Annotated in this window: 12 protein-coding genes; 8 read left to right on the top strand and 4 right to left on the bottom strand. The window is 47.4% G+C overall.

All coding sequences use genetic code 11. The annotated features are described in order from the left end of the window. Positions 1-47 precede the first annotated feature (47 nt). The 3 genes from OCV29_RS11585 to OCV29_RS11575 all read left to right on the top strand — a co-directional run bounded on the left by OCV29_RS11585 (position 48) and on the right by OCV29_RS11575 (position 3868). Positions 48-404: a diacylglycerol kinase gene (locus tag OCV29_RS11585; protein WP_073604601.1), complete on the top strand. Its 357-nt coding sequence runs from the start codon at positions 48-50 to the stop codon at positions 402-404. Then, positions 401-2035 (top strand): phosphoethanolamine transferase, encoded by a 1635-nt coding sequence (locus tag OCV29_RS11580; RefSeq protein WP_073604600.1) that lies wholly within the window; start codon positions 401-403, stop codon positions 2033-2035. The genes OCV29_RS11585 and OCV29_RS11580 overlap by 4 nt, the downstream gene beginning before the upstream one ends. Positions 2036-2449: 414 nt before the next feature. Next, positions 2450-3868 (top strand): hypothetical protein, encoded by a 1419-nt coding sequence (locus OCV29_RS11575; RefSeq protein WP_139281622.1) that lies wholly within the window; start codon positions 2450-2452, stop codon positions 3866-3868. Positions 3869-3979: 111 nt separating this feature from the next. On the opposite strand, the gene OCV29_RS11570 is transcribed toward OCV29_RS11575, so the two are convergent. Continuing rightward, on the bottom strand, positions 3980-5032 hold the full coding sequence (locus tag OCV29_RS11570; protein WP_073604598.1) for a hypothetical protein: 1053 nt from the start codon (positions 5030-5032) through the stop codon (positions 3980-3982). A gap of 222 nt (positions 5033-5254) precedes the next feature. On the opposite strand from OCV29_RS11570, the gene OCV29_RS11565 reads away from it, so the two are divergent. From OCV29_RS11565 to OCV29_RS11545, 5 genes are all read left to right on the top strand, one after another. Beyond that, complete coding sequence (locus OCV29_RS11565; protein WP_073604597.1) at positions 5255-5839, top strand: hypothetical protein; 585 nt, start codon at positions 5255-5257, stop codon at positions 5837-5839. Between the two features lie 43 nt (positions 5840-5882). Next, complete coding sequence (locus OCV29_RS11560) at positions 5883-7019, top strand: helix-turn-helix transcriptional regulator (RefSeq protein WP_073604596.1); 1137 nt, start codon at positions 5883-5885, stop codon at positions 7017-7019. Between the two features lie 396 nt (positions 7020-7415). Beyond that, on the top strand, positions 7416-8192 hold the full coding sequence (locus OCV29_RS11555) for a complement resistance protein TraT (protein WP_073604595.1): 777 nt from the start codon (positions 7416-7418) through the stop codon (positions 8190-8192). Between the two features lie 266 nt (positions 8193-8458). After that, a complete protein-coding gene (locus tag OCV29_RS11550) occupies positions 8459-8881 on the top strand; it encodes an antitoxin Xre-like helix-turn-helix domain-containing protein (protein ID WP_073604594.1) in 423 nt (140 codons plus the stop codon). Further along, positions 8881-9342, top strand: a complete 462-nt coding sequence (locus tag OCV29_RS11545) for an RES family NAD+ phosphorylase (RefSeq protein WP_073604593.1) — start codon at positions 8881-8883, stop codon at positions 9340-9342. The genes OCV29_RS11550 and OCV29_RS11545 overlap by 1 nt, the downstream gene beginning before the upstream one ends. A gap of 95 nt (positions 9343-9437) precedes the next feature. Here OCV29_RS11545 and pta read toward each other — a convergent pair whose 3' ends face one another. From pta to yiaY, 3 genes are all read right to left on the bottom strand, one after another. Continuing rightward, positions 9438-11612 carry a phosphate acetyltransferase gene (pta, locus tag OCV29_RS11540; RefSeq protein ID WP_139281624.1) on the bottom strand — a complete coding sequence of 725 codons (2175 nt, stop codon included), beginning with the start codon at positions 11610-11612 and terminating at the stop codon, positions 9438-9440. A 28-nt stretch (positions 11613-11640) separates the two neighbouring features. Beyond that, complete coding sequence (locus OCV29_RS11535; protein ID WP_073604592.1) at positions 11641-12867, bottom strand: acetate kinase; 1227 nt, start codon at positions 12865-12867, stop codon at positions 11641-11643. A gap of 75 nt (positions 12868-12942) precedes the next feature. Then, positions 12943-14094, bottom strand: a complete 1152-nt coding sequence (gene yiaY / locus OCV29_RS11530) for an L-threonine dehydrogenase (protein WP_073604591.1) — start codon at positions 14092-14094, stop codon at positions 12943-12945. Positions 14095-14293: the final 199 nt, after the last annotated feature.

Raw genomic sequence — 14293 nt, 5'->3', positions numbered from 1 at the left:
GGCTTTTATAGTCAGACCAGATTTGATTACAGGAGACTTGATTCACCATGAAACCGGGAAGAACGGGTCTGAAAAGACTCTACTATGCAGGAATTTACTCGGCAAAAGGGCTGAAAGCTGCGTGGCGCAACGAAGCGGCATTTCGTCAGGAAGTTTGTATTGTGGTTCCTTTGTTTATTACCGCACTGCTGCTGCCTGTCTCTGCCATTGAGCAGCTTTTTTTAGTGTCCTCACTGTTTCTGGTGTTGATTACTGAGCTGTTTAATTCATCGATCGAAGCGGTGGTTGACAGAATCAGTGATGAGCTGCATGAATTAAGCGGCAGAGCCAAAGATATTGGTTCGGCGGCTGTCCTTGTCTCCATTTTTCTTGCTGTATTCATCTGGAGCTGGGTATTACTATGAAATTAATCAGCCAATTCAAATCCATCCGTCTGTCCTTTCATTCGGTAACGCTGCTATTGGCAGCATACTATGCTTTGGTACTGAACCTGCCACTGTATAAAGACCTGAAACATATTTTTTCCGGCATGTCAGCCGTCGACACCGGATTTATTATTTCCATTCCTTTTGCCTTTTTCTTCGCATTTATTTGCCTTTTCAGCCTGTTTAGCTGGCCGAAAATAACCAAAGTCTTCTTTTCTGTATTGCTGATCAGCTCTGCGGTTGTTTGTTACGCGACCTATAATTACGGGGCGATTTTTGATGTGGACATGATCCGCAATCTGGTGGGAACCAATCCCGGTGAAGCAAGTTCGTACCTGAGTATCGCATCGGTTCTCTGGGTCACCGGGCTGGGTATTTTTCCCGCGATTTTACTGGTGATGGTGCCCCTGAAATCTGAATCTGTGCTGCCGTTTGTATTAAAGAAAGGCGGACTGATGATACTTGCTGCCGCCGGACTGGTTGTGATTGGTTCCTTCTGGTTTCAGGATTATGTGTCTGTCGGGCGCAACAATAGTTATCTGAGAAAGATTCTGATCCCGACTTATTATGTGCACAGTGTGGATAAATTTGTCCGGCAGACTTATTTTTCCAAACCGATGCCTTTTACCCATATCGGGACAGATGCGACACAAAAACCTGGCAGTGCAAAGAAGCCGTCGCTGGTGGTGCTCATCGTGGGAGAAACGGCGAGAAGTCAGAATTATCAGAGCAATGGCTATGCACGTCCCACCAATCCTTATACCCGTCAGCAGGATGTGATTTCATTTCAGGATGTTCACTCTTGTGGCACGGCTACAGCGGTGTCTTTACCGTGTATGTTCTCCCGGCTGGATCGGCGTGATTATGACCAGCAGCGTGCTTATCATCAGGATAACCTGCTGGATGTGATTCAACGTGCCGGTGTTGATGTGTTGTGGCGGGAAAATGATGGCGCACCCAAAGGGGTGCCGGATCATGTGAAATATCAGAATCTGGAGCGCAGCCCGAAACATCCGATGTGTGATCATCAGAGCTGTCTGGATATGGCTTTACTGGATGGTTTTTCTGAGAATGTACATGACTTGTCGGGTAACAAACTGGTGGTATTACATTTGATTGGCAGCCATGGTCCGACTTATTACCGGCGTTATCCGGAGAAATTCAATTTCTTCACTCCGGATTGTCCGCGGGCGGATATCGAGAACTGCACCCATGAACAGTTGGTGAATTCTTATGATAATACAATTCGCTATACAGATTACGTGGTGTCGCAGACCATCAATCAACTGAAAAAACTTGAAAAACAGTATGATACTGCGCTGGTTTATCTGTCGGATCACGGTGAATCATTAGGTGAAAGCGGACTCTACCTGCATGGTATGCCTTACTCGCTGGCCCCGGATTATCAAAAGAAAGTACCGTTGATGATGTGGTTGTCTGATGATTTCAAAGCAGATAAGCAGATTGACGAAACCTGCCTGAAATCAGAAGCGAAGCAGGGGCATTTTTCCCATGATAACCTGTTCGATTCCATGCTGGGCATGCTGGATATTTCCACCCGCCTTTACCGGAAGCCGATGGATATCTTTGCAGCCTGCCGGCATTCTTAGCCAACTATAGTTTATGAACTACCAATAGTTTATGAGTGACCTATAGTTTATGAGTTACCCATAGTTTACTGTCCGGTACACCCTCGGCAGCGTCAGATCTTGATGATGCTGAGGGTATATCGCTTACCTGAAATGTGTCTCAATCCGGCTTCGTGGGAATTTTTAATCGAGGCGATCGTCTGGTGCGACGGCATCCCATTTTTGTTTCTGTCACCAATAATGTTGCAGGCTATGGAATATTTGAGGCGTCTGTCCCCCATATAATGCCCACAACGCCAGCTACCACCACGATTGTGTTTCCATTCGGACTGAACAAATATGTGCTTAATATGATATATGTTAATTTTTTTAGCCGCCAGCGCTGGATATAATGATACATACAGTCAAAAAATTGCATCGCAGGGGATATTTTCATTGCCTGTTCTATTCGACAAAATCTCTGTATTACCGGAAGCGGAAACTTTTCCTGCATTGCTTCGGCAGTTTATGAAGCTGGGTAATTTGACGCAATCTCAGTTTTGCCAGTTATCCGAACAAAGAGGCTTTCATCCCTTTGATGACAGAAATTTAAAATCCTGGATCAATAAGGGGTCGTTTCCAAATCCGGGTGCAAAAAGAACGATTTTGTATATTTTCAGTCAGGTCTGTGAAACAGAAGAAATCGCTAAAGCCTGGTGTGATAAATATCGTCAGTTTGAGCTGGAAAATTTAGATCAGAAAGCAAACAGGCGCCGGCAGAGCAGGAAAACCAGCAAAGCTGATGAATCCCCTGAAAGCACCAATGCGGATGAGTCTGCGATGACGGATGATTCATCCGGTTCTAAATCAGTACTTTTCAGCAGGGCACCACTTTATGAGTGGTGTGTCACGCATCAGTTTCATTTGATCATTGGCCTGTTTTTCATCTTTATTATTCTTTTTACGTCCAGTTTTTTGGGTGAGAACAAGCCGGTGATTATCAATAATAATATTCATCTGGACAATCAGCAGAACCAACAAACCAATACATTAAATATGGGCCAGGATGAAAGTGCGGACTTTCAGCATACTCCTGTATCTGAGCCGTATCTCCAGCCTCAAAAAACGGTTTTTCCGGCCAGCCGATCTGTTGTATCACCCCACGTCACACCGGTTCATCCCTCAACATCTTCGCCGGCTTTTCCCCCTGTTTCTTCGCAGAGTTTGCCTGCTGCAGAAAAAGCGCATGCAACCCCGGAAAAAGTCAAAAATGCTCCGCAGGAAGATGAAGAGACCTTTGAGCCTTCTTCCTATGTTGATTTAAAACAAGGGCTAAAGCTGGATGTGTATGTATTTAAAGGAAAAAACAGAGATTTGATGTATTCCTTTGATAAATATCTGGTGGGTAGCCTGACTTATCATAAAGGCGGGCTGTTTACTTATGCGGACCATACGTTGAATCCGGGGGTGTATCAGGCCACATCAGGCCGGGATTCCGGGCTGTACTATCATGGTTATATTTTCTTTTCTTCTCCGGGAATGTATGTATTCAGTCTGGACTTTAATTCGGGTGAACCGGGGGTCATGCAGGCCACAAAAAAATGCAGAGTGACGTTGAACTTCAACCATAGAGAAAGGCTGAATGATACCGTTCGTCTGCTGCTGAGTCAGCATGGAAAAGGTGTGTTTACCACCAGTGTAAAGGGGGGCTTAAATGATTTCAGCCTGTGGTTCAGTTGTAACCATCTGCTGAATTTACCTCTGTGGAATGTGAAACATATTTATCAAAAGACGACGGTTGCCGTCAAAGTGCGTAAGCTGAGCGAATCAAAAGCAGCTTTACTCAATGCGGATCAGCTGTTTTATTCACCATAGTTCTTCTGAATTTGTTCATCTGTTTTTCAGGCAGATAGTATATACCCATATGTGGGTATATTCAGATAAAGAAAGGCATTGTTCCTTTCTTTATCTGACGTGAGATTCATGTCAAACGGATAAACATTCTGTCTTCTGGCCGCCGGGTTGTGATTCGCCCATCAATTTGTCCCACTCATTAAAACAGTCACACATTGGTGGCATCACTTCCGGTAAGACGCCATTTCTGCGACTGGATTCGATCATATCAAGCAGGATTTGGTCGCAATGGGTGCAATTGGATGGCCCGGCCACCGGCGGTGGTGTATCGTTAAAACCACCCACAATCAGCGGCCAGCTTTTCTCCTGTGCTTCGCGGATAATATGCAGAATCGTCCACAACCAGGGCGGACGAAATGTTCCCGCTTTGTACATAGATTCAAGTGGTGTATTTTCCTGAACAAAAGCGCAGGAGAGCATCATTTCATCTACACCAAGCTGGTGCAGATAACTCAGGGTGTTCATCACATCATCAAATGCTTCTTTCTCCGTGAGTTGCGGAGCCTTAAGAAAGACATAAACGGCAACTTTCACCCCCATGGCCTGCATCATTTTGACCTTCTGCTCAAAAATGCGGATATCTATCCCTTTATTGAGAAGTTGATTACGAACCCGATCGTCGCGGCTTTCGAGCCCGACAGCCACAACAAGCTGTTTCCCTGCCAGCCAGTCCAAAGTTTGTAGTAATTTATGCCGGGTGATAAAGCGTGGGTAACACTCAACCAGCAATTGCCGGATATCAGATCGCCGGGCAACCTGACGACAAACATATTGCTGAAAATCATCCGGGATCTCTGCTTTAGGGAAAAAGCTGCCCCCGTTAAAAATAGCCAGTCTGTCCACCTGTTTTGTCCCTCTTGTCAGCGTGTCAAACATCATTTGATAAATCTTTGTTTCCAGCCGCCAGCTCCCAAAAAAATCCTCGTGTCCATTGCCTTTGGTCACGGCCCGGGTCAGTCCCGGAAAAGCGCAGAATGTGCAGGCTTTGCCTTTTTTTGACCGGTAATAACTGCAGCCGCCACCGGGAATAACAAGGGTTTGCTGAACAATTTGTTTGCCGAGGGAAAAAGAATACCTGATGTCGTTACCTGTATGACATGGATACCCGCAAATAAGCTGTGTCATGGGATGAACTCCTTTTTGTTTAACCTGTCATTATTGTCCGGCAGGGCAGGCAAAAAGTCGGGGTAAATCGCGGGTAATTCAAAGGTAATCAAAGAAGTATAAAAGGATAAAACAAGGATAATAAAAGGATAAAATTCCATTTATAACAATGGTTTATCCTGTTTTTCTTTTCCGGTTGAATCATAGTGAATCTTGTCATTAACACAATAAACGGAGAAAACAATGAAAGTACGTGACATGATAAAAAGTGACTATGAAAGTGTGGTTGAACTGGAGCAGAAAGTGTGGGGAAGAGAAGGTGCCGGTTATGAGATTATCCGCTCACGACATCAAATTTTTCCCGAAGGAAGTGTGGTTGTTACAAACGATGACGGGCAGATTGTCGGGTATGCAGCTGTGCAGCGGGTAACCCGTGCCAGTAATGATAGTTGGTTTATTCAAACAGATAACGGCTATATTACGCATACACATGATGAAAAAGGACATATACTTTACGGGATAGGTATGTCAGGCGACAGCTACGGTGTCTCAGACCTGATTATTGACTATGTCTACCAGAAATTTATCGCATCCGGTCTGTGTTATATGCTGGTTTTAGGCAGCCGGGTTCCGGGGTTTGCGTCATGGAAGCACAAAACCGGAGGAAATATCACGGAATATATTCGGTCAAGAAGACAAGATGGTTTTTCTGTTGATCCGGAATTAATGTTATATCAAAAACATGGCTTTGAGCTTTTATTTGAAATTGAAGATTATTTCCCTTGTCAGGATAGTCTTGATTATGGCGCATTCATTGTAAAACGTTGAAAATTAAAATGGCAGGCCGGCATGGATTCCGGCCTGAGCCTGAATGATGAAACATACTTTAAAATTTGAGCAGTTACTGAAAAAAACAATTACTGATGTCAGTTTATGGCATGATGTTTTACAGCATATTATTCATTGTACCGGTGCAAAGAAAGGGATGATTATGCTGAGAGACAAATATTCAGCGCAATTATATATCCCCAATGATCTCTACGCGGAATTAAAAAGTCCGATGCTATGTGGATTTTCAGTGGATGAAATAGACGATTATCTCACTCACTATTATCAACAGGATCCCTGGACCGAGATTGAGCGTCAATATCATCCTGTCATTCCTTATGCGATGTCTTCCTATTTGCCGGTTGAAGAGCTTCGGCAAACAGCATTTTGGCATTGGCTCGAGCCGCTTCAAATCAATGATTCTGCTGTGGTCGAAATCTTCAGTGCGCCTGATAGCTGGATATCTATAAATCTTTTATTTTATTGCGATATCAATGGCAAAGTGAAAAATGCATGTGTTGAGTTCCTGAAGGAGTATCAGGATCTGTTGGGTGATTATTGGAAACTGGGTCAGCAATTCAGGGCTCTCGCACATGCTCCGGAGAGTTTTCGCTATTTTCTGGAGCAACAAAAAAGCCCGTCTTTGCTGGTTGACCGTCAGTTAAATCTATTGGCAATGAATCAGAGTGCTGCGTCTTTCTTTCGCCTGAATAAATATGGAATCATGATTAAAAATAATATTTTATTGGTCGCCAACAAGCAGAAAATGGCGGAGTTGAAACAGAAAATAGTCGTAGTCGCAGATAGATTTGCAGAGAATAATCAAATGCCCGAAGTTCAGATTGAATTGGATGAGCTGGTGTTGACCTGTGTCTTGCTGGGGCATGGGCGGGATGTTGTCGGGCTGGATACCGCAGTCCGGTTTATCTCAATTCAGCCCAATAATATCAGGACGAAACCTTCGCCCTATCCGATATGGGAAACCCCTGGACTGACCCGGCGAGAGAAAGAGCTGGTTGAAATACTGGCGACCGGAGGCCGGGTCGTTGATTTCATGAAGAAATATCATATGGCAAAAAGTACTTCTCATACACACTGGAGCCATGTGAAAAAGAAACTGAAAGTTAAAGATCGGTCTGAAATCGTTGCCTGCCATCAGCGATTTCTTGATCGCCGCTAAATAATATGCGCCACTTTTTGTCACGAGGCAGATATCGATAAGCAGACCTTCCGCATCAGGGAGGGCGTGGCAGATCCCCAAAGATGGGTTCATGCGTGTCTGTGTTCAATATCTGCCTGAGTGACCAGCAATTAGGAACTAAAGTTATTCTCTTGAAACTATCTGTGTTTAGTTGAGTTTTATGTAAATAAAAACACAGAGGTTTATTAATCCCTGTATTATTTTTATCACCTTATAAAACATTTGATTTATATTCGGATGAATATAGTAACAAGTTACTATTTATCCGCTCCGTCAGTTCCTTTTATATTGATTTAATATGATGCTCGTTCAATACGTCATCATTATTTGTGGATAGTCCTGTCATTTGGGTATGGATAAAAAAAGGAAATGAAAATGAATTTTACAAAAATAAAAATCATGTTGGTTGTGGTGGTATCCACAATATTACTTGGGTGTTCTGCCGCTCAGACGATGATTAAAAAAAGAGACTTAACAGTTGAGTCTAAAACCTCTTATGCCGTTGTTTTAGAGCCGGTTGCACCTTCTGAGCGAATTGTTTACGCAAAAGTCAGAGATCTGAGTGGTAACTCAATGCGCAAAGAGATGCAAAAACAGATCGAACAGTTGTTTCGTCAGGAAGGCTTTCAGGTGACCAGAAATCCTAAAAAAGCCAACTTGATGGTAACTGCATCAATTATTTCCGCGGATAAAATGACAGAAGACGATGCCAATAAATATTTGTCATCCGGTTATAAAGGTGGCGTTGAAGGCGGTGTAGCCGCGGCTGGTATCGCTGCTGTAAGTGGTTCAGATGGCAGACAAACGGTCACGGCAGGACTACTTGGTGCTGCTGCCGGATTTTTAGCTGATACACTGGTGGATGATGTGTACTACACCTTTGTGATGGATGTTGAACTCAGAGAGAGACCGATGGAAGGCGACCAGTTTGTCAATGAGTCAAAAAGCGGCAGTCTGCGCACAACAGGGGACAGGCATACCCGGATGGGTGTGGCGAAAAAAAGTTCTGTGAAGCGTGGTGACAAATACAACTGGATCGTTTACGAAACCCGGATTGTGACCACCGCGAATAAAATGAATTTAGAAATTCAAGAAGCGATTCCTGAGGTGGAGAAAAAGACCGCAGAAACCTTGGTTGAAATGATGATGTAGGTTTGTATCTGAACTTTAAATTCAAGTGAACCCCTCAATCGTATGACGTCACGATTGGGGGGTCTTTTTAAGCCTGGATTTGTCACGCTTTCGTATAAAGTAAGCCAATTCGCAACACCGCTCACAATCTCTCATACAAAAGTCATACTTTTATTCTGCATTTTTTGCGTAAAGTAAACTCAGTGAGATGATGTTGATGTCATTTGTCGCTTGTAAATTTGCATTTTGTCGCCTATGGTAAGAAAAATAACAACCGGAGGTTCGACATGTATGCAAGTGCTTATCAAATGTTAGGTGGAGAACAATCAGAGATGGCGACCGTAGAAAAAAGTATTGCGCTGATCCGCAACGGATTACCGGTGTCTGCGTTAGAGCATGGTACCCGGCTGCTTGGTGTGACGAAAACAGAATATGCCCGCTTGATCGGGGTGAATTTGCGGAGTTTGCAACGCAAACAACAGACGAGCGGCTGTCTGAGCCCGGCAGCGAGCGAACATGCGTTGCTGCTGGCAGAGTTGGTCAGAGTCGCGGATGGTTATTTTGCACAACGTAAAGCGACACTGCGCTGGTTAAATCAGCCTGTTGTTGCTTTGGGGAATGTCTCGCCACTTTCTGTTTGTGATACTTACACCGGGATTCATCTGGCGATGGAAGAGATCAATAAGCTCAAATATGGTCTGACGGCGTAATGGAGTTATTCAGGTTATCTCACACTGATTATGTTGATTTATCCGGGCGGGGTGGGCTATACGGTGCCGGGCGGTGGCATGAGAAAGGGAGCCTGATCTGTTATACCGCGTCTTCAAGATCACTGTGTGTACTGGAGCGGCTGGTGCATGAATCCATGGCGGATATGCCTTCATTGATGATGATGACAATCTGGATACCGGATGATGTCTCTGTTCTTCGCCGGTCAGTCCAACAGCTTCCCGCAGGCTGGGACGCCATGCCGGAGAACGGAACGGCCAGAGCCGTTGGGCAAGCCTTTCTGGAGGAGAATCAGGCGCTGTTACTTCAGGTGCCGAGTGTCATTGTCCGGGATGAATTTAATTATATGATTAATCCACAACATCCTGACTCAGGCAAGATTCAAATCGTTGAAACCAGCCCGTATTATTACGATTCACGTCTGCAGACAATGATGCGCTAAACCCGAACGAACAAACCCGAATAAACAAATCCCCCGGCCGGGGGAATTGGCCGGAGGATTGCTTCGGGCCAACCAACAGACCCGGACACATTGATTTATGCTGCTGCCGGATGTGTCAGCCGGGTGGTATCGTCAGCCTGTTTTGCCTGAATGGCTGTCAGAGCGATGGTATACACGATGTCGTCTACGAGTGCGCCGCGTGACAAATCATTCACCGGTTTACGCATGCCCTGAAGCATCGGGCCGATGGATACCAAATCAGCAGAACGCTGGACTGCTTTATAAGTGGTGTTACCGGTGTTTAAATCCGGGAAGATAAACACCGTGGCTTTCCCGGCAACCGGCGAGTCGGGTGCTTTGGACGCAGCCACATTTTCCATAATGGCCGCATCATATTGCAGCGGCCCATCGATGATTAAGTCCGGGCGTTTTTCTTTGGCCAGCCGGGTGGCTTCGCGGACTTTCTCTACATCAGCACCCTGACCGGAGGTGCCGGTTGAATACGAGATCATGGCGACCCGTGGCTCGATGCCGAAGGCTTGTGCAGAATCAGCGGACTGAATCGCAATTTCAGCCAGCTGCTCAGCCGTCGGATCCGGGTTGATCGCACAATCACCGTACACCAGCACCTGATCCGGCAGGAGCATGAAAAATACGGAAGAAACAATAGAAACATCCGGTGCCGTTTTGATGACCTGAAACGGCGGAACAATCGTATTGGCCGTGGTGTGTACGGCGCCGGAAACCAGCCCGTCCACTTCATCATTTTCCAGCATCATGGTGCCAAGCCATACGCTGTCCTGAAGTTTTTCGCGGGCGATGATATCGGTCATACCTTTGTCTTTGCGCAGCGCCACCAGCCGGGCGACATAATCTTCCCGTACCGTGTCGGCATCGAGAATCGTGACACCCGCACCCAGGGTGACGCCCTGTTGCTCAGCCACCCGCAGAATCTTCTCCTGATCGCCCAGCAGCACACACTCTGCAATCCGCCGTTCAGCGCATATTGCCGCCGCTTTGATTGTTCGCGGTTCATCCCCTTCTGGCAGGATGATCTTCTTCGCGGCTTTGCGTGCCAGTTCTGTCAGTTCATAGCGGAAAGCGGGCGGACTCATCCGGCGTTTGCGGCTTATTCCCTGAGTCAGTGATTCTGCCCATGCTTTATCAATATGTGTGGCAATATACTCACTCACCAGCTCGATGCGTGGCGCATCATCTGCAGGCGTTTCCAGACCGAAATTTTGCAGATTCAGGGAAGTTTGCCAGGTGTTACCGGGCACACTGAGTATCGGCAGACCGCTATCCAGCGCCTGTTGACACAAACCCGCGACAGATAACGGCAGATCGCCATTGCCTGTCAGCAGCAGTGCGCCGATTTCAATCCCGTTCATGGCTGCCAGACAGGCCGACACAATCATATCCGGCCGGTCCGCCGTGGTGACCAGCAGCGCCCCCGGACGAAAATGCTCAACCATATTGGGCACACTGCGGGCACAGAATACAATTTTACGGATGCGACGGGTTTGCAGATCGCCTTCGTTAATGATGCTGGCTTTCAGGTGAGTTGCGACATCAGCAACACGGGTTGCAATCATCTCTTCATGCCATGGCACGCAGCCCAACACCCGGATCGGGCTGGCATTGAGTGCCTGCAACCGTTCCATCCGCGGCTGACTGGTTTCTCCCTGATGTTCAAATAAATCTGACAAATCAGGCCGGGTTCGTCCCTGCGCATCGACCGGTGCGTTGACTTTATTGATCACGACGCCGGAAATCTGTGGATTCGTGACACCACCATAGCCGGCACAGGCGACTTCAATCCGTTCTTTCAGATGTGTGGGAGAATCATTGCACGCGGCAATGACAAAGATGATTTCAGCATCCAGCGTGTCGGCAATCCGCGCATTAAGCTGATCGGCAAACGGGTGCTGACGGGTCGGCACCAGCCCTTCAATCAAAGTGACTTCTGCACCCGCGGTGACTGCTTTGCTTCGGGCGACGACCTGTTCCAGCAGCGTGTCTTCCTGACCCTGACAGATCAGGGCTTCTGCTTCGTTGATCGACAAAGGTTCGGGAATTTGCGGCGTGCTGCTGGCTTGCAGAATCGCCGTGGTCAGGTCCTGCTGCTGATTGTCCTGCCGTGGCTGGGCAATCGGTTTAAAAAAGGAGACATTGATTCTTTTATGTTCCATGGCTCTTAAAACGCCAAGGCTGACGCTGGTTAAGCCCACATCGGTACCGACAGGGATCAGCATGATTATTCTGGACATCATTCATTCCTCCGCTTACTTCAGCGTTTTAAAACAGGTCTGCGACAAGGGCCGGTTCAAGTGTTGTCAGCCGCGCAGTGTCTTCTGCAATGACCAGTTCTTCGTTGGTTGGAATCACCCAGGCCTGCACCCGGCTGCCCGGTGTGGTGATGACAGCTTCCGCTCCGCCACAGGCGGCTGCATTGGCCTCCTGACTGACATTCATGCCCAGAAATGTCAGGCGTTGAATGACTTTTTCACGGATCAGGGCGGCGTTTTCACCGATACCGCCGGTGAAGACAATGGCATCCGGATGGCTTTCCAGTGTTGTGATATATCCGGCGATGTACTTTGCCAGCCGGTGACAGAACACATCCATCGCACGGGTTGCTTTGTCGTTGCTGCCATAGTGATCGGTCACAAACCGGCAGTCAGAGGTTTCTTCTGTCAGTCCTGCAAGGCCGGATTCTTTGGTCAGCAGGGTATTTATCTGTGCAATGGAATAACCGAGGCTGTCATGCAGGTGAAAAATAATCGCCGGGTCGATATCGCCGCAGCGGGTGCCCATGACTAATCCTTCCAGCGGTGTCAGGCCCATCGAGGTATCGACTGAACAGCCCTGTTTCACCGCACAAACAGATGCACCATTACCAAGGTGGCAGCTGATCAGATTGATCTGATGCAGCGGGAGATTGAGTAAGGTGGCAGTCCGGCGGGTAATGTAACGGTGAGAAGTGCCGTGCATTCCGTATCGCCGGATGCCATGTTGTTGATACAGTGAATAAGGCAAAGCATACAAATAGGCCGCTTCCGGCATCGTCTGATGGAAGGCGGTATCGAATACCGCCACGTTGCTCAGGCCGGGAAATGCTTTGCGGGCGGCATGAATTCCGGTGATTGCCGCCGGGTTGTGCAGGGGGGCGAGGGTTGCGCAGCCTTCAATTCCTTTGAGCACCTCGTCATCAATCAAAACTGAGTCGGTAAACTGCTCCCCGCCATGGACGACACGGTGACCAATTGCAGCGATGCTTTGTGCAATTTCCCGGGTTGAGGCGAGGATGGTCTCAGCCATGAAAGTCAGTGCTTTCTCATGATCGGCGCAGTGACACAGCGGGGCACTGTACTGACTGCCATCCAGATGCCAGCTGATACGTGCTTCCGGCAGGGACAGACACTCTGCCAGCCCTGTCAGATAAGACCTTCCGGATGTCGGATCAACCACGGCGAATTTGAGAGAAGAGCTGCCGCAGTTGAGAATAAGAACAAACTTTGCCATAACGAGACCACCTCATTATAAAAATTAAGAGAAAGGAATCAGGCCCCCCGATGACCGGCGACCTGATGCACGGGATTACATGGCTGCAACCAGAATATCGACAATCTGTCCGTGCGTTGCCGGTCTTGGATTGGTCAGCCCGCATGCATCTTCGAGTGCATTTTCAGCCAGCAAATCAAAGTCGGAGGCTTTGACACCTAAATCAGACAATCCGGCGGGAATATTCACGTCCTGCGAGAGCTGGCGAATCGCATCCAGTGCTGCCTGTGCCGCCTGTTCGGCGGTATTCAGCCCGGAGATATCGACGCCCATTGCTTTGGCGACATCAGATAAGCGCTCTGCCGAGACATGGGCATTGAACTGCTGGACGTGCGGCAGTAACACCGCGTTACAGACACCATGCGGCAGGTCATAAAAACCGCCCAACTGGTGTGCGATAGCGTGCACATAGCCCAGTGACGCGTTATTAAATGCCATGCCCGCCATAAACTGGGCATTGGCCATGTTTTCCCGTGCCGTGAGGTTATCGCCCTGATGAACGGCAGTTCGCAGGTTCTGATGGATCAGTTCAATGGCTTTGATGGCCAGTGCATCGGTGACCGGTGTTGCTGCCGTGGAAACATAAGCTTCAATGGCGTGAGTGAGTGCGTCCATACCGGTTGCTGCTGTCAGCGAAGCCGGTTTACCCAGCATCAGCTCCGGATCATTGACCGACATCAGCGGCGTGACGTGTTTGTCAACAATCGCCATTTTAATATGACGGGCTTCATCGGTGATGATGCAGAAGCGGGTCATTTCCGATGCGGTGCCCGCCGTGGTATTAATGGCAATCAGCGGTAACTGAGGCTTGCCGGACTGATCAACGCCTTCATAATCAGCAATGTGGCCGCCGTTGGTCGCCAGCAGAGCAATGCCTTTAGCACAGTCATGGGGTGAACCACCACCCAGCGAGATCACACAGTCACATGCTGACTGTTGCAACAGGGCCAGACCATCTTTGACATTTTCTGTCGTTGGATTCGGTTTGGTTTGATCGTAAACGACCACCTCCAGACCGGCTTCTTTCAGCAGGGTCTGAATTTTTCCGACGACACCAATTTGACTGAGTACGGCATCCGTGACGATCAGACTTCTTTTAAAACCGGATGATTTGATCTGATTGACTGCATCCGCCAGACAACCAGCACCCATGAGATTCACCGAAGGAATAAAAAACGCACTCGACATAATAAAACTCCAAAATTGAATTAATGTTGATTATTTTTTTATATTCATATATAAACTTAACCTGCCTGATGGCTATTTTTATTTTCTCTCTTATATTGATGTTTGTTTTTATAAGTAAGCCGAAATTAGCAAACAGAAATAATTAAGTTGAAATAAGCAAATCGCTGCATTAAATATGTTTCTGAAAAGATTTGAATAT

This window comes from Vibrio aerogenes (assembly GCF_024346755.1).
Classification (GTDB): Bacteria; Pseudomonadota; Gammaproteobacteria; order Enterobacterales; family Vibrionaceae; genus Vibrio; species Vibrio aerogenes.
The sequence above is the reverse complement of the archived record's forward strand: the minus strand, read 5'-3'. Positions and strand labels throughout refer to the sequence as shown.

Excerpts from the sequence above, each read along its gene's own strand:
- OCV29_RS11570 (WP_073604598.1), bottom strand. The coding sequence starts at position 5,032 with ATGACACAGCTTATTTGCGGGTATCCATGTCATACAGGTAACGACATC.
- OCV29_RS11585 (WP_073604601.1), top strand. The coding sequence starts at position 48 with ATGAAACCGGGAAGAACGGGTCTGAAAAGACTCTACTATGCAGGAATT.
- OCV29_RS11565 (WP_073604597.1), top strand. The coding sequence starts at position 5,255 with ATGAAAGTACGTGACATGATAAAAAGTGACTATGAAAGTGTGGTTGAA.
- OCV29_RS11545 (WP_073604593.1), top strand. The coding sequence starts at position 8,881 with ATGGAGTTATTCAGGTTATCTCACACTGATTATGTTGATTTATCCGGG.
- OCV29_RS11560 (WP_073604596.1), top strand. The coding sequence starts at position 5,883 with ATGATGAAACATACTTTAAAATTTGAGCAGTTACTGAAAAAAACAATT.
- OCV29_RS11580 (WP_073604600.1), top strand. The coding sequence starts at position 401 with ATGAAATTAATCAGCCAATTCAAATCCATCCGTCTGTCCTTTCATTCG.
- pta (WP_139281624.1), bottom strand. The coding sequence starts at position 11,612 with ATGTCCAGAATAATCATGCTGATCCCTGTCGGTACCGATGTGGGCTTA.
- OCV29_RS11550 (WP_073604594.1), top strand. The coding sequence starts at position 8,459 with ATGTATGCAAGTGCTTATCAAATGTTAGGTGGAGAACAATCAGAGATG.
- yiaY (WP_073604591.1), bottom strand. The coding sequence starts at position 14,094 with ATGTCGAGTGCGTTTTTTATTCCTTCGGTGAATCTCATGGGTGCTGGT.
- OCV29_RS11555 (WP_073604595.1), top strand. The coding sequence starts at position 7,416 with ATGAATTTTACAAAAATAAAAATCATGTTGGTTGTGGTGGTATCCACA.
- OCV29_RS11535 (WP_073604592.1), bottom strand. The coding sequence starts at position 12,867 with ATGGCAAAGTTTGTTCTTATTCTCAACTGCGGCAGCTCTTCTCTCAAA.